The sequence below is a fragment of the Fulvimarina thalattae genome (genome assembly GCF_040239565.1).
In the GTDB taxonomy this organism is placed as follows: domain Bacteria; phylum Pseudomonadota; class Alphaproteobacteria; order Rhizobiales; family Rhizobiaceae; genus Fulvimarina.
This window is the reverse complement of record NZ_JBEHWS010000007.1, coordinates 124,834-144,790: the sequence shown is the minus strand read 5'-3', so window position 1 is coordinate 144,790 and position 19,957 is coordinate 124,834. Positions and strand designations below refer to the sequence as shown.

Annotated in this window: 16 protein-coding genes; 4 read left to right on the top strand and 12 right to left on the bottom strand. The window is 59.8% G+C overall.

From position 1 onward, the window contains the following. Window positions 1-26 precede the first annotated feature (26 nt). Window positions 27-1,466 carry an SGNH/GDSL hydrolase family protein gene (locus ABRA89_RS11405; RefSeq protein ID WP_349941596.1) on the top strand — a complete coding sequence of 480 codons (1,440 nt, stop codon included), beginning with the start codon at window positions 27-29 and terminating at the stop codon, window positions 1,464-1,466. 120 nt (window positions 1,467-1,586) lie between these two features. On the opposite strand, the gene ABRA89_RS11400 is transcribed toward ABRA89_RS11405, so the two are convergent. The 6 genes from ABRA89_RS11400 to gltB form a co-directional block, all read right to left on the bottom strand. Continuing rightward, window positions 1,587-3,041 carry a glutamate synthase subunit beta gene (locus ABRA89_RS11400; RefSeq protein ID WP_349941595.1) on the bottom strand — a complete coding sequence of 485 codons (1,455 nt, stop codon included), beginning with the start codon at window positions 3,039-3,041 and terminating at the stop codon, window positions 1,587-1,589. 86 nt (window positions 3,042-3,127) lie between these two features. Beyond that, a complete protein-coding gene (locus tag ABRA89_RS11395; protein WP_349941594.1) occupies window positions 3,128-3,532 on the bottom strand; it encodes a PIN domain-containing protein in 405 nt (134 codons plus the stop codon). Next, window positions 3,529-3,834, bottom strand: coding sequence for an antitoxin (locus ABRA89_RS11390; RefSeq protein WP_349941593.1), 306 nt, complete (start codon window positions 3,832-3,834; stop codon window positions 3,529-3,531). The genes ABRA89_RS11395 and ABRA89_RS11390 overlap by 4 nt, the downstream gene beginning before the upstream one ends. Window positions 3,835-3,957: 123 nt before the next feature. After that, window positions 3,958-4,593, bottom strand: a complete 636-nt coding sequence (locus tag ABRA89_RS11385) for a glutathione S-transferase family protein (protein ID WP_349941592.1) — start codon at window positions 4,591-4,593, stop codon at window positions 3,958-3,960. Continuing rightward, window positions 4,593-5,426, bottom strand: coding sequence for a hypothetical protein (locus ABRA89_RS11380; RefSeq protein WP_349941591.1), 834 nt, complete (start codon window positions 5,424-5,426; stop codon window positions 4,593-4,595). The genes ABRA89_RS11385 and ABRA89_RS11380 overlap by 1 nt, the downstream gene beginning before the upstream one ends. Then, window positions 5,423-10,162 (bottom strand): glutamate synthase large subunit, encoded by a 4,740-nt coding sequence (gene gltB, locus ABRA89_RS11375; RefSeq protein WP_349941590.1) that lies wholly within the window; start codon window positions 10,160-10,162, stop codon window positions 5,423-5,425. Before gltB ends, ABRA89_RS11380 begins: the two co-directional genes overlap by 4 nt. Before the next feature lie 349 nt (window positions 10,163-10,511). Between gltB and ABRA89_RS11370 the strand changes: the two genes are divergently transcribed. Further along, on the top strand, window positions 10,512-11,567 hold the full coding sequence (locus ABRA89_RS11370; protein WP_349941589.1) for a threonine aldolase family protein: 1,056 nt from the start codon (window positions 10,512-10,514) through the stop codon (window positions 11,565-11,567). 65 nt (window positions 11,568-11,632) lie between these two features. Next, window positions 11,633-11,860, top strand: coding sequence for an Rmf/CrpP family protein (locus tag ABRA89_RS11365; protein WP_349941588.1), 228 nt, complete (start codon window positions 11,633-11,635; stop codon window positions 11,858-11,860). Between the two features lie 136 nt (window positions 11,861-11,996). On the opposite strand, the gene ABRA89_RS11360 is transcribed toward ABRA89_RS11365, so the two are convergent. Further along, window positions 11,997-12,464: an Hsp20 family protein gene (locus ABRA89_RS11360; protein ID WP_349941587.1), complete on the bottom strand. Its 468-nt coding sequence runs from the start codon at window positions 12,462-12,464 to the stop codon at window positions 11,997-11,999. Between the two features lie 646 nt (window positions 12,465-13,110). Between ABRA89_RS11360 and ABRA89_RS11355 the strand changes: the two genes are divergently transcribed. Beyond that, window positions 13,111-14,253, top strand: coding sequence for an alpha/beta hydrolase (locus ABRA89_RS11355; RefSeq protein WP_349941586.1), 1,143 nt, complete (start codon window positions 13,111-13,113; stop codon window positions 14,251-14,253). Between the two features lie 67 nt (window positions 14,254-14,320). On the opposite strand, the gene ABRA89_RS11350 is transcribed toward ABRA89_RS11355, so the two are convergent. The 5 genes from ABRA89_RS11350 to ABRA89_RS11330 form a co-directional block, all read right to left on the bottom strand. Then, window positions 14,321-15,307, bottom strand: a complete 987-nt coding sequence (locus ABRA89_RS11350) for a type II secretion system F family protein (RefSeq protein WP_349941585.1) — start codon at window positions 15,305-15,307, stop codon at window positions 14,321-14,323. 63 nt (window positions 15,308-15,370) lie between these two features. Then, entirely contained in the window at window positions 15,371-16,378 is a 1,008-nt protein-coding gene (locus ABRA89_RS11345) for a type II secretion system F family protein (RefSeq protein ID WP_349941584.1), read from the bottom strand. Further along, window positions 16,378-17,889: a CpaF family protein gene (locus ABRA89_RS11340; RefSeq protein WP_349941583.1), complete on the bottom strand. Its 1,512-nt coding sequence runs from the start codon at window positions 17,887-17,889 to the stop codon at window positions 16,378-16,380. The genes ABRA89_RS11345 and ABRA89_RS11340 overlap by 1 nt, the downstream gene beginning before the upstream one ends. A gap of 86 nt (window positions 17,890-17,975) precedes the next feature. Then, the gene (locus ABRA89_RS11335) at window positions 17,976-19,253 is read right to left on the bottom strand and encodes a CtpF protein (protein ID WP_349941582.1); all 1,278 of its coding nucleotides are present in this window, start codon (window positions 19,251-19,253) and stop codon (window positions 17,976-17,978) included. Then, window positions 19,247-19,939: a CpaD family pilus assembly protein gene (locus ABRA89_RS11330; protein ID WP_349941581.1), complete on the bottom strand. Its 693-nt coding sequence runs from the start codon at window positions 19,937-19,939 to the stop codon at window positions 19,247-19,249. The genes ABRA89_RS11335 and ABRA89_RS11330 overlap by 7 nt, the downstream gene beginning before the upstream one ends. Window positions 19,940-19,957: the final 18 nt, after the last annotated feature.

The window sequence follows — 19,957 nt, the reverse complement described above, 5'->3', positions numbered from 1 at the left end:
CCGATCTTCTTGATGGAGCGAGCCAAATGACCGCATTGGCGATCAGCCGCAGACATGTGACGAAGACATGGATCCGTGCGATGGTGGTTTTCGTCTCCGTCGCGGTGGCGATTACTGCGATTCTGCCCGTTCACAGAGCCGAGGCGCAGCAGCGGCCCCGGACAATCGTCGACATGATCTTCGGTGGTGGCGCTAGCGCCGAAAGGCCGCGCCGGGTCATCAAGAAGCGCGTAATCCGCAAGCGCAAGAACGCGACAAAGCAGAAACGCTCGACGACGAGCCAGAAACGCAGTGTGAACAAGAAAAAGAGCTCGAGCTCGCGTAGTGCGACGCGCGCGGCACCCGCCCGCTCAGCCCCGGAAGAAACCGCGAGCGCTGCGAGCGGGAAGAAGGACAACGCCAAAAAGATCCTCGTCGTCGGGGATTTCATGGCCGACTCTCTTGCCGATGGGCTCAAGGACGCCTTTGCCGACGACGAGATGGTGGTCGTCGCATCGAAGACCAACGGTTCATCCGGCCTCGTCCGCGATGATTTTTACAACTGGGGCGAAAATCTCGCCCCCATCATCGAGGAAACCGAACCCGCCGTTGTCGCTGTGATGCTTGGCGCTAACGACCGGCAGCCCATGCGGGTATCCGGTACGACGCTGTCCGTCCGCTCCGATGGTTGGACCGCCGAATACGAAAAGCGCGCGACCGATCTCGCCAAGATCGCGGAAGAAAAGAACGTACCCCTGATCTGGGTAGGCATGCCTTCGTTCAAGTACGACTCCATGAGCGAAGACATGGTGTTCTTCAACGATATTTATCGCCGCGCCGCGGAGCGGGTATCCGGTGAGTTCGTCAGCATCTGGGACGGCTTCGTCGACGAGAATGGCGACTTCGTCTATTCAGGCCCCGACGTGAACGGGCAGACGACGCGCCTTCGAGGAAGCGACGGGTTGAGCATGACGGCGGCGGGCGACGACAAGCTCGCCTTCTTCACTGAAAAGGCTCTCCTGCCCATTCTCGGCAACGTCGCCCCGAATATCGCCCTCGACGACAAATCGCTGCCGACGATCCAGCTTCAGCCGCTCTCGAATGCCGCAAGCGCGCAGGTTGCTGCACCTGTAGGTCTCAGCGATCCCGGTCTCGATGGCAGCGAAGCTCTGCTCGGCACAGGATCGAGCCAGACGGCCTTTTCCCTCGAAATGTCGCCGCGCGACCGGCTTGTTCTCAACGGAGATCAGGTCAGCAACCAGGAAGGCCGCGCCGATAATTTCGCCTGGAACACCAAATCGAGCGCAATCCGCAGCGATCCGCCGGTGGTCTATCGGGGCACGATCGACCTGAAAACGATCAACGAGTCGTCCGGCATCGAGCCGCCCAAGGAAATGCCGACGATCCTCGATGCAATCATCGAGGATTGGCAAACGGGCGAGGATGCCGACACGGAAAACGAGGCGGGATCAGCCTCCTCCGGCTGAGCTGGAAGAGACTTTCGCGGCGTTTTCTCTTCGCGATAAGCAGTATGAGACCAATAAACAAAACGGGCGGCCAAGCAGCCGCCCGTTTCGTTTTGAAGGGGTTGATTGTTTGGAAGCCGATCAGCGCGGAAGCGTCGTCTGCCCCATCAAGGCCAGATCGATGGAGCGGGCGGCCTGCCGGCCCTCGCGGATCGCCCAGACCACGAGCGACTGGCCACGGCGAATGTCGCCTGCCGCGTAGAACTTGTCGACCGAGGTCTTGTATTCACGATCGTCGGCCGCAATCGAGATATTGCCGCGGCGGTCGGCATTGGTCTTCAGTGAGCCCTTGAGTTCGGTCATGACCGAGGTCTCGAAGGGCCCGGCAAAGCCGATGGCGATGAAGGCGAGGTCAGCCTTGATAATGAATTCCGTGCCTTCGATCGGCTGCCGCTTCTCGTCGACTTCGGCGCATTTGACACCGGTCAGAATGCCGTCCTCGCCGACGAATTCGAGCGTGGCGATCTGGAATTCGCGCACGGCACCCTCGGCCTGGGATGAGGAGGTGCGCATCTTCGTTGCCCAATAGGGCCAGACGGTCAGCTTGTTTTCCATCTGTGGCGGCTGCGGACGGATATCGAGCTGCGTGACCTTCACCGCACCCTGGCGGAAGGCCGTGCCGACACAGTCCGATGCCGTATCACCGCCCCCGACGACGACGACATGCTTGCCACCGGCCCAGATTTCCTCCTGCGGCCAACCGACGCTCTCGGAGTTCTCGCCGCCGACGCGCCGGTTCTGCTGCACGAGATAGGGCATCGCGTCATAGACGCCGGAGAGACCATTGTCCGGAATTCCGGACGCGCGCGGCTTCTCGGAACCACCGCAATAAAGGACAGCATCGTATTCGGAGAGGAGCACCTCTACCGTCTTGTCGACACCGACATTCACGCCGCAGAAGAATTGCACGCCTTCGGCTTCCATCTGCTCGCAGCGGCGATCGATGTAGTGCTTTTCCATCTTGAAGTCGGGAATGCCATAGCGCATCAGGCCGCCCGGCCGCGACTCGCGCTCATAGACATGAACGTCGTGTCCCGCGCGCCCAAGCTGCTGAGCCGCCGACATGCCGGCAGGTCCGGAGCCGATGATGGCGACCTTCTTGCCGGTCTTTGCCTTCGGCGGCTGCGGCTGGATCATGCCGAGCTCATAGGCCTTGTCGGCCAGCGCCTGCTCGACGGTCTTGATGGCGACCGGCGTATCCTCAAGGTTCAGCGTACACGCCTCTTCGCAGGGCGCGGGGCAGATGCGACCGGTGAACTCCGGGAAGTTGTTCGTGGAATGCAGGTTGCGGATCGCCGCTTCCCAGTCGCCCTGATAGACGAGGTCGTTCCAGTCCGGAATCTGATTGTGGATCGGACAGCCCGTCGGCCCATGGCAGTACGGAATGCCGCAATCCATGCAGCGCGCCGCCTGTTTGGCGACCTCCGGTTCCGACATCGGAAGCGTGAATTCCTTGAAATGTCGAATACGGTCGGAGGCCGGCTGGTATTTCGGCGTTTGCCGATCGATTTCAAGAAAGCCGGTAACCTTACCCATGTCCGTCTCTATCCAACCTGCGTGCTGATTTGATGCGCTGCGGGACGCGTCCTCAAATCTCTTCTAAATCGATTTTCATGCCCGCGTCAGCCCCGCAACCAGTTCTCTATGCGTAGGTCGGGGATACGTGAGAATTCGTTCTCGTTGTCTGTCACCAAAACAACATCGAGTGCAAGCGCGTGCGCTGCAATAAGGAGGTCGTTTGGGCCGATGGAAGTGCCGTTGTGGCGAAGATCGGCTCGGATCTTTCCGTAGATGCGATCGGCTGGTGGTTCGAAGGGAAGAACCGCCAGATATTCAAGAGCCTCATCAATCCGCTGGCGAAGGCGGCGCCCGGACTTCCATTCAGCACCGTAGTAAATTTCTCCGGCACTGATGACACTGACGCCACAGACACCTACGCCCTGATCGATAACCCTGCGTCCCACGGCTCCGAATTTCGATCGGGTCAACTCGCTGAACGCATTAGTGTCCAACAAAAAGCTGATCATCGCTCTTCGTCTTCAGGAAAATCTCCGAGATGGCTCTCATCGAGCGGCAGCATATCGCTGTCGTCGATGTCCGGAAACTCACCCTCCGGACCGAGTGGGCCTTCCGCGGCAAAACGCTCGAGCATTTCCCGAAATGCCTGGTTCTTTTCCTTTGGTGACATCGGAGAGATCGTGATCTCGCCGTTCTCTGCCTGCCGCAGGATCACCTCCTGCGCATCGAATTCGAACTCCGCCGGAATGCGCACGGCCCGGCTGCGGCCGTTCTTGAAGATTTTCGCGCGCCTTTCCTTCAGTGCAACCATGGAAGCACCTCCCTCGCAGAAGGCCCGAAACCGACGCCAAACCCTGCAAACGAAAACTGGCATATGCCAATGGCATATGCCAGAAATATACGCTTATTCCGGTAGCAGAACAAGCCGCATGAATCAGGACGGATCGGTCGCCTTGAAGCTCTCACGGTTGGAGATCAGCTCCCACCAATCCGACAGACCGTCGATCTCATTCAGGAACTCGTCCTTGTGGGGCGTCATGGCGATGTAGGCGACGATCGGCGCGAGATAGAGATCCGCGATCGATATCTGCTCGCCGGCAAGATAATGGTCGCTGCCCTTGATCTTCATCAGCTGGATCAGCGCGTGCTTGGTGTCCGCGATGCCCTGCTTATGGGCGTCCTCGTCCTTGCCGCCGACGAAATCCGGGAAGAGATGATAGGCGACGACACCACCGATCGCCGGGCCATAGGTGTACGAGTCGACGATATTGGTGACCATGTCCATGCGCGCCCGGCTCTTCGGGTCGGACGGGATCAGTGCGATCCCCGGCAGCAGCACGTCGAGATACTGGCAGATCGCCGGCGTCTCGTAGATGCGAAAATCCTTGTGGTCGAGCACCGGCACCTTGCCGAACGGGTGGCGCTCGCGATGCTCCTCGCTCTTCGGTTCGCCTTCGAGAACGTTTACCTGAACCTGCTCGTAATTGCCGCCATGCTTTTCGGCGAAGAGCATCTTCACGGTGCGAACATAGGTGGAGCCATCGAAGCCCCAGAGTTTGTAATCGGCCACTATTTTGTTCCTTTTTTCGTAGTCTTTTCGGTGGCGTGACAGGTAGAAGCGACGCCGCCTTGCTCAAGGAGGCCACCCAAAAATTCCGTCTCTATCGCCTTGGACGCCCCCCTAATATTGCTCTTGAACACTAATTCTGTTTTTCCGGCTCGGTAAACAAGAGAAAAATTAGATGTCATGTTAATTAGACCTCCTGAAACGACTTTATTTTCTTTTTTAAACATCACACAAACAATTCCGTTCTTCGCAGAATTTAAGTCAGAAAAGAATACATACTTCCCATAACTAGAGGACATTAAAAAGCCAGCCAGAAACAAGCTAGCTATTGCAACAACAGATTGGATTCCACCAGTAATAATTCCAAAAAATACATAAAACCCCAAGAAAAAATACAAAATAAAAAATACAATAATAGCACTCAGCAAATCGTACACTAAAGAGTGAAAAATAAAACAGATCGAAGAAATCAGAAAAAATCCGAATCGACTAAGTATGGACTTTAATATTCGATAAATTACGCCTTCTAATCGAGAGAGCTGCGTTTTGTTAATTAATTCTTTTTCCGTGTTCAGGTTTTGAGCTTCTTCCAAGAACGCAAATGGTGTTTTCCAATTATTTATAATAAAGCCGGCAACTATGCCCGGAAATACTACTGACGCGCTATACGCTAAGGCATAAAACATCTCATTCACTGAAAGCAAAGAGATTACATTCCGAGAAAAAACGCCATAATATCCAACAATAAAAGAGAAAGACAAGAAAACCGCTATCGCCGTAAAGCCGGCGATAGCTTGCGTGACATTGCCACTAATCCAGAGGAGTAGCTGCTTCACTCCGCAGCGACACCCATCTTCATGCGTTCCATCTCTTGTAGCGCGCGGCGGTATTCGACCGGCATGACCTTTACAAATTTCGGGCGGTAGTGCTCCCAGTTGTCGAGCATCTCCTTGGCGCGGCTGGAGCCGGTGTAATGGAGATGGTTCGAGATCAGCTGGAAGAGCCGCTCGTCGTCGTGGCGTGTCATGTCGGAGGAGACGTCGACACGGCCCTTGTGCTGCAGGTCACCGCCATGGTGGTGCAGCTTTTCGAGGAGGTCGTCCTCCTCCGGCACCGGTTCGAGATCGACCATCGCCATGTTGCAGCGCTCTGAGAAGTCGCCGAGTTCGTCGAACACGTAAGCCACGCCGCCCGACATGCCCGCCGCGAAGTTGCGGCCGGTCTTGCCGAGAATGACGACGACACCGCCGGTCATGTACTCGCAGCCATGGTCGCCCGCGCCCTCGACCACCGCGATCGCGCCGGAGTTGCGAACGGCGAAGCGCTCGCCGGCGACGCCCCGGAAGTAACACTCGCCGGAGATCGCGCCGTAAAGCACGGTGTTGCCGACGATGATCGATTCCTCGGGAACGATCCGTGCTTCCTCGCTCGGCTTCACGATGATCCGCCCACCGGAAATGCCCTTGCCGACATAGTCATTGGCTTCGCCGGAGAGTTCGAACGTCACGCCGTGGGCGAGGAACGCGCCGAAGCTCTGGCCGGCCGTGCCGGTCAGCTTCACGTGGATCGTGTCGTCGCGCAGGCCCTTGAGCCCGAAGCGCTTGCAGACCTCGCCGGAGAGCATCGCGCCGGCCGAGCGGTCGACATTGATGATCTTGGTCTCGATCTCGACCTTCTGGCGGGCCGTAAGCGCGGCTTCGGCCTCCTTGATGAGCTTGCGGTCGAGAATGTCATCGATCGGATGCTGCTGAAGCTTGGTCCAGCGCATCTCCTCCTTCTCGGCCTTCGGCTTGAAGAAGACGTTGGTGAAGTCGATACCCCGCGCCTTCCAGTGCTCGATGACCTCGCGCTTGTCGAGCCAGTCGGACTGGCCGATGAGCTCGGCGAGGGACTTCACGCCCATCTCGGCCATTAACATCCGCACCTCTTCCGCAACGTAGAAGAAGTAGTTGACCACATGCTCCGGCGCGCCCTTGAAGCGCTGGCGCAGGACCGGGTCCTGGGTCGCGACGCCCACCGGGCAGGTGTTAAGATGGCACTTGCGCATCATGATGCAGCCGGCGGCGATCAGCGGCGCGGTAGAAAAGCCGAACTCGTCGGCTCCCAGCAACGCGCCGATGAGAACGTCGCGGCCCGTGCGCAGGCCGCCATCGACCTGAAGGCAGATGCGCGACCGAAGGCCGTTGAGCACCAGCGTCTGCTGGGTCTCGGCAAGGCCCATCTCCCAAGGGGAGCCGGCATGCTTGATCGAGGTCAGCGGCGAAGCGCCTGTCCCGCCGTCATAACCGGAGATCGTGACATGGTCCGCGCGCGCCTTGGCAACGCCCGCCGCGACCGTGCCGCAGCCGACTTCCGAGACGAGCTTCACCGAGACGTCGGCCGCCGGGTTCACGTTCTTCAAATCGTAGATCAGCTGGGCCAGATCCTCGATCGAATAAATGTCGTGGTGCGGCGGCGGCGAAATGAGGCCGACGCCCGGTGTCGAGAAGCGGGTCTTGGCGATCGTCGCGTCCACCTTGTGGCCGGGCAGCTGGCCGCCCTCGCCGGGCTTGGCCCCTTGCGCGATCTTGATCTGCAGCATGTCGCCGTTGACGAGATATTCCGTCGTCACGCCGAAACGCCCCGAGGCGATCTGCTTGATGGCGGAACGCTCCGGGTTCGACGAGCCGTCGCGCATCGGCTGGAAGCGATCGGCCTCTTCACCGCCCTCACCCGTGTTCGACTTGCCGCCGATCTGATTCATGGCGCGGGCGAGCGTGGTGTGCGCCTCACGCGAGATCGAACCAAAGGACATGGCCCCGGTCACAAAGCGCCGGACGATGTCCTTGGCCGGCTCGACCTCATCGATCGGGATCGGCTTGCGGCCCTGCTCTTCCGCGCTCTTGACCCGGAACAGGCCACGGATGGTCTGCTGCTCCGTCGTGGCCTCGTTCACCTGGGCGGCGTATTCCTGATAGCGATCCCAGCTGTCGGTGCGCACCGCATGCTGAAGCGTCGCCACGTTGTCGGGCGTCCACATGTGCTTCTCGCCGCGGATGCGATAGGCGTATTCACCGCCGACGGCGAGCGAACGGGCCAGCACCGGATCGTCGGAGAATGCGGCGCTGTGACGCTGCTCACTCTCCTTGGCGACCTCGGCGAGGCCGATGCCCTCGATCGTGGTTGCGGTCCGCGTGAAATACTTCTCGACGAATTCGGTGTTGAGGCCGACCACGTCGAAGATCTGAGCGCCGCAATAGGACTGGTAGGTCGAGATGCCCATCTTGGACATGACCTTCAGGATGCCCTTGCCGATCGCCTTGATGTAGCGGGTCACCACCTCGTTGGTGTCGACCTCTGGCGGGAACTCCCCACGCTGATGCATGGCGAGCAGGGAATCGAATGCAAGATAGGGGTTGATCGCCTCGGCGCCGTAGCCCGCAAGACAGGCGAAGTGATGCACTTCACGCGGCTCGCCGGATTCGATGACGAGACCTGCCGCCGTCCTCAGACCCTTGCGGATCAGGTGATGGTGGACGGCCGCGCAGGCGAGCAGCGCCGGGATCGGCAGGCGGTCAGGGCCGACCTGACGATCCGACAAGATGATGATGTTGTAGCCGCCGACGACCGCCGCCTCGGCCCGTTCGCAGAGCCGATCGAGCGCGCCTTCCATGCCGTCAGCCCCTTGGGCCGCGGGATAGGTCATGTCGATGGTCTTGGTATCGAAGCGGTCCTCGGTGTGGCCGATATTGCGGATCTTTTCGAGATCGCCGTTCGTCAGGATCGGCTGGCGCACTTCGAGCCGCTTCTTGCGCGACAGGCCCTCCAGATCGAAGATGTTCGGACGCGGGCCGATGAAGGAGACGAGGCTCATCACCAGCTCTTCGCGGATCGGATCGATCGGTGGGTTCGTCACCTGCGCGAAGTTCTGCTTGAAATAGGTATAGAGGAGCTTCGCCTCGCCCGACATAGCCGAGATCGGCGTATCGGTCCCCATGGAGCCGATGCCTTCCTGGCCGGTAGTGGCCATCGGAGCCATCAGCGCACGGGTATCCTCCAGCGTGTAGCCGAAGGCCTGCTGGCGATCGAGCAGCGAGACATCCGAGCGCGAAGCGCGCGGAGCGACGGGCTTCAGGTCTTCGAGGATGATCTGGGTATTCTTCACCCAGTCCGCATAGGGGTGCGCCTCGGCCATCTCCTTCTTGATCTCCTCGTCAGAGACGATGCGTCCCTTGTCGAGGTCGATGAGGAGCATGCGGCCAGGTTGGAGACGCCACTTCTTGACGACCTTGGACTCGTCGATGGCAAGCGTGCCGGCCTCGGAGGCCATGATGACGAGATCGTCGTCGGTGACGATATAACGAGCCGGACGCAGGCCGTTGCGGTCAAGCGTCGCGCCGATCTGCCTTCCGTCGGTGAAGGCGACGGCGGCCGGGCCGTCCCAGGGCTCCATCAGCGCAGCGTGATATTCGTAGAAGGCCTTGGTTTCAGGCGCCATCTGCTTGTTGCCAGCCCAGGCTTCCGGGATCAGCATCATCATCGCATGGGCGAGCGGATAGCCGCCCTCGACGAGGAATTCGAGAGCGTTGTCGAAACAGGCCGTGTCCGACTGACCTTCGTAGGAGATCGGCCAGAGCTTGGAGATGTCGTTGCCGAGGAGTTCGGAATCGACCGAGGCCTGCCGCGCCGCCATCCAGTTCACGTTGCCGCGCAGGGTGTTGATCTCGCCGTTATGCGCGATCATCCGGTAGGGATGCGACAGCTTCCAGGACGGGAAGGTGTTGGTCGAGAACCGCTGGTGAACGAGCGCGAGCGCGGACGTGAAACGCTCGTCCTTCAGATCGGCGTAATAGCGGCCGAGCTGATAGGCGAGGAACATGCCCTTGTAGACGATGGTGCGGCAGGAGAACGAGACCGGATAGAAGCCGTGATCGCGCCCGTCCTCTTCGGCCTGCACGCGGTTCGAGATCACCTTGCGCAGGATGTAGAGCTTACGTTCGAAGTCGTCATCCGAAGCGATATCGGCCGACCGGCGGATGAACAGCTGCTGGTGAACCGGCTCGGTGGCGACAATTTCCGGCGCGGTGGAAAGCGAATCGTTCGACACCGGAACGTCGCGCCAGCCGAGGATCGACTGCCCCTCGCTCGCAACCGACTCTTCGACGATATCGAGGATGCGGGCCCGCATCTGCTCGTCCTGCGGCATGAAGATATGCGCGACGCCATAGTGCCCCGGCTCGGGGAGTTCGACGCCCTGCTCCGCCATGACGGCCTTGAAGAATTCATGCGGGATCTGGACCAGCATGCCCGCGCCGTCGCCCATCAGAGGATCGGCGCCCACCGCGCCGCGATGGGTTAGGTTTTCCAGAATTTCCAGGCCCTTCGCGACGATCGAATGGGACTTCTCGTTCTTCATATGGGCGATGAAGCCAACGCCGCAGGCATCGTGCTCGTTGCGCGGATCATAGAGACCGGCACGCGTCGGCCGGGTCCGGTCAAACTCACCCTTGACGGCTGGAACCGTGAGGTTCGCGCTCAGCGCGATGGGCGCGCTCGAAGCGCTGAGTTCGAGGGATGGCGTCATCTTCGTCATCGCGTCGTCGTCCTCTCCACGCGTCGCCTGAGCCGACGCGATTCTTCAAAAATCATCTCTGATGGGTGACGCGGTTACGGGCCTATCGCCCGGTCCGCAAGTGTCTCCATCCGCCATAAGGGCACGTCGACCATGAGGATCATGGCGGCACCCTTTATTTGTCAGGCTTTCCGGAGCGGGCGACCCCGGACCGAAAATTATGGCAGCATTGCTGTCCTATTACCGGAAATATGCCAGATGCGCAAGAGGTGAGCAAGCAGGCGAAAAGCCGCGCTGAACCTGCCTAGAGGCGGTCTGCGACAGTGATCCGGCTTGCGCCTCGCGATGCTCCGCTATACGCCGCCGTCTCATGAACTTCGCATCCGACAACTGGTCCGGCGCTCATCCCGCCATCAACGAATCTATCGCACGCGCGAGCGCCGGAATGGCCGCGGCCTACGGCGCCAGTGACCTCGACAAGGCTGTCGAGCGGCGCTTCGACGAACTCTTCGAGCGGGAAGTGGCCGTCTTCTTCGTCGGTACGGGCACGGCAGCCAACTCGCTCGCCTTCGCCTCGGTCAACCGGCCGGGCGGCGTCGTCATGTGCCATCGCGAGGCTCATGTCATCGAGGACGAATGCGGCGCGCCGGAGTTCTTCACGCACGGCGCGCGGATGGCTCCGGTCGACGGTCCCGACGGGAAGATCGACCCGGCGAATCTCGAACGCGAGCTCGCGCGCTTCAAACCGGACTTCGTTCATGCCGGGCAGCCGATGGCGGTCACGATCAGCCAGCCCGGTGAGGCCGGTACGATCTACACCGCCAGCGAGGTAGAGGCGATCGCGGCGATCACCCACAAGCGCGGATTGACGCTTCACATGGACGGCGCGCGGTTCGCCAATGCCCTCAGCGCGACAAACATGTCGCCGGCCGAGATGACCTGGAAACTCGGGGTCGACATCCTCTCCTTCGGCGCGACGAAAAACGGCTGCTGGTGTGCCGAAGCGATCGTCGTATTCGATCCTGAGAAGGCGACCCAGTTTCCGTTTATCCGCAAGCGAGGGGCGCAGCTCTTTTCGAAGACGCGCTTCGTCGCCGCGCAGTTTACTGCCTATCTGGAAGACGATCTATGGCTGCGCCTCGCCGACCATTCGAACGCCATGGCCGATCGATTGCGCGAAGGGCTGGACGCCTCTGCGAATGCGAGGCAGGCCTGGGCGACGAAATCCAACGAGGTTTTCGCAGTTTTTGGAAAGGCGCAAGCTGAGGCTCTGAGAGCCGAAGGCGCAGTCTTCTATGACTGGAATGCCCCGCACGGCATGCACGACCTGACGAGCCCGGACGAGATGCTCGCAAGGCTCGTCACCTCATGGTCGACGGAACCTGCGGATATCGATCATTTCCTCCAACTCCTTGATCGTGCTTGAGAAGCGACGTATCTTTCGGAGTGATCCGCCTCGAATGACGGATTTGAGACAGGAGGAGAAATCTGATGTCCATCAGTGCATTCGAACAGGGCAAGCTTGCCTATAAAACCAATCTTCCGATGTCGGCCTGCGAATATCCGCGCGGCTCCGACTTCCGGGCCCAATGGCTCGCGGGCTGGACGGCGCTACGCCGGAATGACGAGCGCGGCATCCATCCGGAGCCGACCTCACGGATGATGGCCGATTTCGCCCGCAGCCAGACGCGCGGACCCTCGGTGCCGCGCCAGAGCTGACGCGTTCATCCGGTTGAATGCAAGCAGCGGCGGCTTTCGGGCCGCCGTTTTTTGTTCAAGAAGGAAAAGACCGGAAACCATACGAAAACGGCGCCCCTTTCGGGACGCCGCAGAATAGGTGGAAGCGGGCCTTGGATCAGGCTGCTTCGGTCTCGATCTTCTTGGCATTCTGATTGCCAGCGGTCGAAATCTCGATCTTGCGCGGCTTCATCTGCTCGGGGATGACGCGCTCGAGTTCGACGTGCAGAAGGCCGTTCTTGAGGCTCGCGCCGCGAACCTCGACGTGATCGGCAAGCTGGAAGCGCCGTTCGAAGGCACGCCCGGCAATACCGCGATGCAGATATTCGACCTGCTTATCGCTCTCGTTCTCGGCCTTTTCGCCCTTCACCAGAAGCGTGTTCTCGCGGGACTCGATGAAGAGTTCATCTTCGGCAAAGCCCGCGACCGCCATGGTGATGCGGTAGTCGTTCTCGCCGGTACGCTCGATGTTATAGGGCGGATAGGTTTGGCCGCTTTCCGGCTGCGAGACATTGTCGAGCATCGAAAACAGACGATCGAAGCCGACGGTCGAGCGGTACAGCGGACCAAAATCAACGTGACGCATAGGTGTTCTCCTTAAGAAGCAACGGTGTGCGTGAATATCGAACCGGTTCCAAACGCCCCATCTGGCGACGCTTCCCGGCCCGTGACCCCTTTCGGCGGCCATAAACAAAAAATGGTTTTCCGCGATTTTCGATTCAAGAGAGGATGCCGTTGGGGAGCTACAAAATTTTCGGGAGTATATCGTTATTCATTCTATCGGGACGCCGGTTCCGTTTAACAGGCGGCAATTCGGCAAATTGATCGGCTATCAGCCGATCGCGCAGCTGATATGAACAGAAAATGAACGGATATGTCCGGTTCCATTCATTCCGCGATCACTACGTTTCGGCAATTCGGTGAGGGCGCGCTTCGACGCGCCCGTTGATTTGCTATATAAAGCTTAACACCGAGCGCGACCCGATCTGTGGCCCGCGGAGCTAGACGCTTGCAGGTCGCACGAAATCGGTCGCAGCGTCCCGTCCCTTCCGCTGTGGCCGCTAGAGCCGGGAGACCCTCGCGGGGCTCCCGGTTCGCTCTTTGGGAGCTCAGATCCGCACCAAAGGACAGTGAGATTTTGACGGTTCGCCACGACCGGCGATAAGGATATGCGCTGGCCGCGACAGGCCGATATTCAAAGTCAGCACGGCCGGTTACCTGGATATTCTTCGATGAGCGAAAACATGACGCCGGACGGGTTCGTCGAGATCAAGGGCAATCCTGCCCCGCCGAACCTCGTTGCGAAAATCATGACGACGACAGACGGCGTCGAACTCAGATGCGCCATATCCAAGCCAGACGACGGCAATCGCGGCACCATCCTGCTGCTTCAGGGGCGGAACGAGACAGTCGAGAAATATTTTGAGACCATGGCCGATCTCAACGCGCGTGGGTTTACAGTCGCGACCTTCGACTGGCGCGGCCAGGGAGCTTCGGCAGCCCGGCGTCTTAAAGCCGCCGAGAAAGCAGATCCCCCGCGAAAGACCGGACGGCGGATCGGACATGTTCGCCGAATGAAGGGCTATCGTACCGATCTCGAATGCGTCGTTAAGAATCTTCTTTTGCCGGACTGCCGCCCGCCCTATTCGGTCCTTGCTCATTCGATGGGCGGGCTTGTCGCCCTCGTCGCAGCTGACGAACTGACGAACCGCATCGAGCGCATGGTCCTGACCGCCCCGCTCGTCTCCCTCCCGGAAAGCTGGATACCCGCCGGTCTGGTTTCGGGCGTCGCCTGGATCGCGCGGCTCGTCGGTTTCGGTCGCGTTCCGGTCAAGATCGGCGCGTTGCCGGGAGCCGTCGGCACACCAGCTGACAATCCCCTGACGAGCGACCCGCGACGCTTCGAGCGTAACAAGCTGCTGGCTAAAACTTATCCAGGGCTCTTTCTGAGCGCCCCGACCTTCGGCTGGGTCGCCAGCATGACGAGCGCTATGAGACGGTTCGACCGGTCGACAGTGATCGCCCGGCATTCCATTCCGACGCTCTTCATCTGTGCGGGCTCGGATCGCGTGGTTTCGACACGCGCCGCAGAAAGACTTGCCTGGCGTATGCGCACCGCCTCCAGTCTGACGCTCCCGGAAGCCCGGCACGAATTGCTGCAAGAAAAGGATCGCTACCGTGAACCCCTGCTAGCTGCTGTGGAAACCTTTCTCGGTGAAGCTATGCCCGATATGGCTTTGGAGAGCCAAAGTGAAACGACGGCAGATGGACCTCGACCAGCAGGCACAGGCGCAAAGACAGGGAAAGCCCCGCCGCTTTTCGACATGACGGATCAGACCCGCGAAAAAGGAGAGGCCCAGCGGGAAACGGCTTGACGATCGAGCGTGCCTTTAAACCTGGAGTGCAGCCGGCAGCGCTGGCGACCCAACGCAGCGCATTTTTCTACATCTGATCCATGATGCTGATTGCGGCAGGTGCCAGAATGACAGCCAAAAGCACCGGCAGGAAAAAAACAATCATTGGCACGGTGAGTTTGGGCGGCAACGCAGCCGCTTTCTTTTCTGCAAGGTTCATCCGCAGATCCCGGTTTTCCTGAGCCATGGTGCGGAGTGCGGTCCCGACTGGCGTACCGTAGCGCTCGGCCTGCGTCAGCGCGGTCATCGTCGCGCGGACACCGTCGAGATCCGTTCTTGCCATGAGATTGTCGTATGCCGCACGCCGCTCGGGAAGATATGACAGCTCCGCGCAGGTCAGGACCAGTTCCTCCGCCAAGGGGACAGACTGGACGCCGATTTCTTCCGCGACCTTCTTGAAGGACGCCTCGATCGACTTTCCGGACTCCACACAGATCAGCAATAAGTCGAGTGCATCGGGCCACGCCCGCTGAATTGACGCCTGGCGCTTGGTAGCCACATTGCGAATGTACATCACCGGCAGCACGAAGCCGATATAGGCTACAGCAAGACAGGCGACGACCCGGATCATCAACGGCTGTCCTTCGAGAAAGCCAAATCCCATAATGTAAAGCAGTGCGAAGGCCAGCAGGGCCAAGGCCAAAACGATCCGCAAAAAGAGGAAGAGAGTCAGGTTGCGCTGGCTGCGAAAGCCTGCGACCCGGAGCTTGGCAACCGTCGCCTCGTCGACGAGCGCTTTCCTCAGATTGAGTGAGTCGACGACCTTTGAGGCAACGCCTTTCTGCTCAATTTGTCGAAGGCTCTGTTTGCCGCCCTTTTCCCGTCCGAGCTTGGCGCGTTCTCGCGCCCGCATCTCGTCGCGCTCGATCGCAACCGACTTCATGCGACTCTGCAGACGACTGCGAGAAAGCTGTGGCAGGACGACAGCGAGCACACTGACAAAGACAGCACACGACAGGACGATGCTGAAGAAGACCTCTGGTCGGATACCGAATAATGCGAATAATTCTTGCATTGAGATCAGTTCTTTCAGTCAACTGGACGGCAGACGGTCGACAACAAATGGCGGAAGCCGATATCAGATATCGAAATTGATCATTTTCTTCATGATGAGAACGCCGGTGATCATCCAGAACACCGCACCGATGAGTACGAAATTTCCGCGCGGGTCCTGAAAAAGTACGTTCATGTAATCCGGTGCAGTGATGTAAATCATGCCGGCAACGAAGAGCGGGATGGCACCGATGATACTGGCAGACGCTTTCGCCTCCATCGACACGGCCTGGATTTTCTGACGCATTTTCTTGCGCTCACGTAGAACCTTGGAAAGGTTTCCAAGCGCCTCCGACAGGTTACCGCCGGCCTGGGACTGAATCGCGATGACGATGGCGAAGAAGTTCGTTTCAGGAAGCGGCACCTGTTTGTAGAGACGTTCGCAGGCATCGGAGAGCGTGACGCCCATCTGCTGCGCCTCGACGATCTTGCGGAATTCACCCGAGACCGGCTCCGGCACATCGCTGACGACGGTTCGAAGCGTGTCGTTGAGTGGCAATCCGGCCTTCACACCGCGCACGATCAGGTCAATCGCGGTCGGGAAGCTGTTGGAGAAGTCATTGATCCGCTTCTTTCTGCGGTTCGCCAAAAAGAAATGCGGTAATCCAAGTCCGGAAATCACGGCGATACCAGCTGCGGCAAGGAGGGGCAGTCCGAAGACCACCGAAACGAGAAAAGCCGCGAACGCGAGGCACGCTGAAACCACGTAAAACTGCTTGGGCGTAATCTTCAAACCGGACTGGTTGATGCGCTGCTGAAGCGTTGGCTTGGAGGAATGGTCGCCTCGCTCCTTTGCGCGATCCTCCAGATCCTTGAGATTGCTCTGAAGCGCGCGCCGACGCTTGGCTTGCTCCTGCACGCGCTCCTTGGCCTCGCTCATCCGCGAGCGGTCTGCCTCGTCGCGCGAATAGGCGGTCTTTCGCGCTGCCATGCGCTTCGAAGCCGCCAGTTTAGGCTGCATGAGCGCATAGGCCACGCCGCCGGCCGCTAGCGTCGACAGAACAACAAAGAAAATCATCGTAAGAGGCGTCATCAGAAGCCGTCCCGTTCGCTATCCGGGCTGCTGGCGTCAAGCGCGGCGGCGAGCCGGCCTTCTTCGCCGTAATAGCGTGCCTTGTCCCAGAATTTCGGACGTCCAATGCCCGTCGAGCGATGCTTGCCGATGAGCCGGCCGCTCGCGTCCTCGCCCTCGATGTCGTAGACGAACAGATCCTGGGTGGTGATCACGTCGCTTTCCATGCCCACCACCTCGGTGATGTGGGTAATGCGGCGGGAACCGTCGCGAAGACGCGCGGCCTGGACGATAACGTCCACCGACCCGCAGATGATTTCCTTCACGGTCTTCGAAGGCAGCGAATAGCCGCCCATCGCGATCATCGACTCCATACGGTTGAGGCATTCGCGCGGGGAGTTGGCGTGGATCGTGCCCATGGAGCCGTCATGGCCGGTGTTCATTGCCTGGAGAAGGTCGAAGACCTCTGGTCCGCGCACCTCGCCGACCACGATCCGCTCGGGACGCATACGCAGGCAGTTCTTGACGAGATCGCGCATGGTGATCGCGCCCTCGCCTTCGATGTTGGGCGGACGCGTTTCGAGGCGCACCACATGGGGCTGCTGAAGCTGAAGTTCGGCCGAGTCTTCGCAGGTGACGATGCGCTCGTCGCGGTCGATGTAGTGCGTCAGACAATTCAGAAGCGTGGTCTTACCGGAGCCGGTACCCCCGGAGATTACGACGTTGCAGCGAACGCGGCCAATGATCTGAAGAATTTGGGCGCCTTCGGGCGTGATCGTTCCGTATTTGACGAGCTGATCGAGGGTCAGCTTGTCCTTCCTGAACTTACGAATGGTCAACGCTGCACCATCGAGGGCAAGCGGCGGTGCGATGACGTTGACGCGCGATCCATCGGGAAGACGAGCGTCACAGATTGGCGAGGTCTCGTCGACGCGGCGCCCGACCTGACTGACGATACGCTGGCAGATATTCAGGAGCTGCTGATTATCACGGAACTGAACGTTCGTTTCGACGGTCTTGCCATCGACTTCGATAAAGGTCTGCTTGGCTCCGTTGACCATGATATCGGCGATATCGTCGCGCGCAAGTAGAGGCTCGAGTGGACCATAGCCCAGAACGTCGTTGCAGATGTCGGCGAGCAGGTCCTCCTGCTCGGCGATCGTCATCGCATAGTTCTTGATGGCGATGATGTCGTTGACGATATCGCGGATTTCTTCTCGCGCTGTCTCGATATCCATGCCGGCAAGCTGGGACAGATCGATCGTATCGATCAGCGCGGCAAAGACCTGGCTCTTGCGGTCGTAAAAGGCCTCGTCCCGCTTGCCGGTCGCACGCGTGGAAGCTGCCGGTTTCGCGGGCGTCGCCTCTGCAACCATATAAGTCTCGCGCGACCGGCTTTCGCTCGCAGCACGGCGCGGGGGTTCGGCAACCGGAGGCGCGCTCGGTTTGGGTTTCGGCGCTTCGCCGACCGAGCGCTCCTTAACGACCGCACCGCCGGGCGAAGAGCTCTGTTGGGTGCGTTTACCGAACATTCAACCTCTCCAGATGTTGCCTATCTCTCTCCCTCACTGAGGTTCTGAGAGCATGATCAAGCCGTGCCGTACGGCGGGACGGGACTTCATGCCGCCGATTTCTTGAAACCGAGACGATCGAGCAGGCTGGGCTTCTTCGGGGCCTTGGCGATGCCGCGTCCCGTGAGCTGGTGGGCCAGATCGTCGAACAGCTTGGCGACGTCGTGCTTGGGCGCGCTCTGCCTGATCATCAGTCCGCCATTCGCAGCCTCGCCGAAGAGCTCAGGTTCGAAGCCCAGGACGATCGCGGGCTGAAGGTTCAGCGGTTCGCAGAATTCCTCGATGGCGATCTCGGGCTTCTTCGGTATACCAACCTGACTCATTACCAGGATCGGCGGCCCATCATTGGGTCTCAGCTTCGTAAGAGTCTCGATGATGTTCTTTGCGTTGCGGAGATTTGCAAGATCAGGCGCCGCAGTCACAACGACCTGATCGACCTCGGAGAGAACCGAACGTGTCCAGTCCGTCCAGAGATGCGGCATGTCGAGCGCGACGATCGGCGCAGTCCGCTGGGCGGTCTCGATGAGGATTCGATAAGCCTCGAGATCAAATTCATAGGTGCGGTCGACGACCGACGGGGCGGCCAGAAGCGACAGATGCTCGCCGCACTTGGAGAGAAGGCGATCGAGCAGGGTCTCGTCCATCTCCTGATAAGACGCCAGTGCTTCGAACATGCCTTGGGGCGGGTCACGATCGAAATCGATATTCGCCGTTCCGAAAGCAAGATCGCAGTCGGCGAGAATCGATTCCGTTTCGAAGAGCTGCGAAATCGACCAGACGGCGTTATGTGCGACTGTCGAAGATCCCACGCCGCCGCGCGCGCCGAGGAAAGCGATCGAACGGCCGAGCGGCTCGGCGTCCGCCGAGGTGAAGATATCGGAGATCGCACCCAGGATATCGGCGATAGAGATCGGTGCGACGAGATATTCCGAAATCCCGCAGCGCATCAGCTCACGATAGAGGTGGACGTCGTTGTAATGCCCTATGACGACGACCTTCGAGCCCGGATCGCAGACGTCGGCGAGCGTGTCGAGCGCTTTCATCAGATCGACCGGTTCCATCCGCGTCTCGAGGATGACGAGATTAGGGGTCGGCGACGACGAAAAGTGGTCGATCGCGGCACGATGGCCGCCCATATTGACCTTGAAGTTCGCCTTTGCGACGCGCCGGTCCCCCGCCGCATTCTGAAGGGTGTTGCAGACGGCGTCACTTTCGCAGAAGGCCTGAATCGAGACGCGCGGGATCGGGCGGACGTTTTCCACGACCTCGCCGACCTCATAATCTTCATGCAGCTCAGCCGGATTGTTTTCGGAACGGCTTACCATTGGTATTCGCTCTCCATCGGGGGCTGTTCGGACGAGAAGCGCTCACCCTGGCGATACTTCTCGATCACCTGATCCCGGCGCTCGCCATCGACCGGGCCCATGCCGCGAGGCGACAGGAGGTCTCGCGGATCGGCGATCTGGGCGGCAAGATTCTGCTGTGTGGCGCAGCCGAAATTGGCGTAGTTCTTGTTCTCATGCGTGCTGCCGAGATCTTCCGGCCAACGACCACAAGGGCCGGTCTGGGCAACCAGCGTGGAGTAAGCCAGCCTCACCGGAGTCGCCCGCAACGCATCGTGAGCCGCATAGCTCTGAAGAATGATCCGATCGCGTGAGACACCCGCCTTCATCAGCGTCCGCGTCGCCTCGTGGGCGATGCTCGTCGCTGCCGCCGAATTTCGGGAACCGTAAGGCACAAGAACGGTCATCGTGTCCGCTCCGGAGCGGCGGAAACGACTGGCGAAGTCCTGAATACGTCCGCTATCCGACATCGCCAGTTCGCGGTCCGAGGAGACCACGGGAATATCGATCGCCTCGTCGGCCTCCGACACGACGATCGGGTGGCGCGTCCGGTAGTCATCGGGGACCGAACCCACCTCGATATGGTGGACATTGCCGCAAGCACCGAGCGCAAAAGCGAGACCGACGAGCGAGACCTTGGCCAGCGGCCGGAGAAGGGAATGCATCATGATGTTCAAATCTCCGGC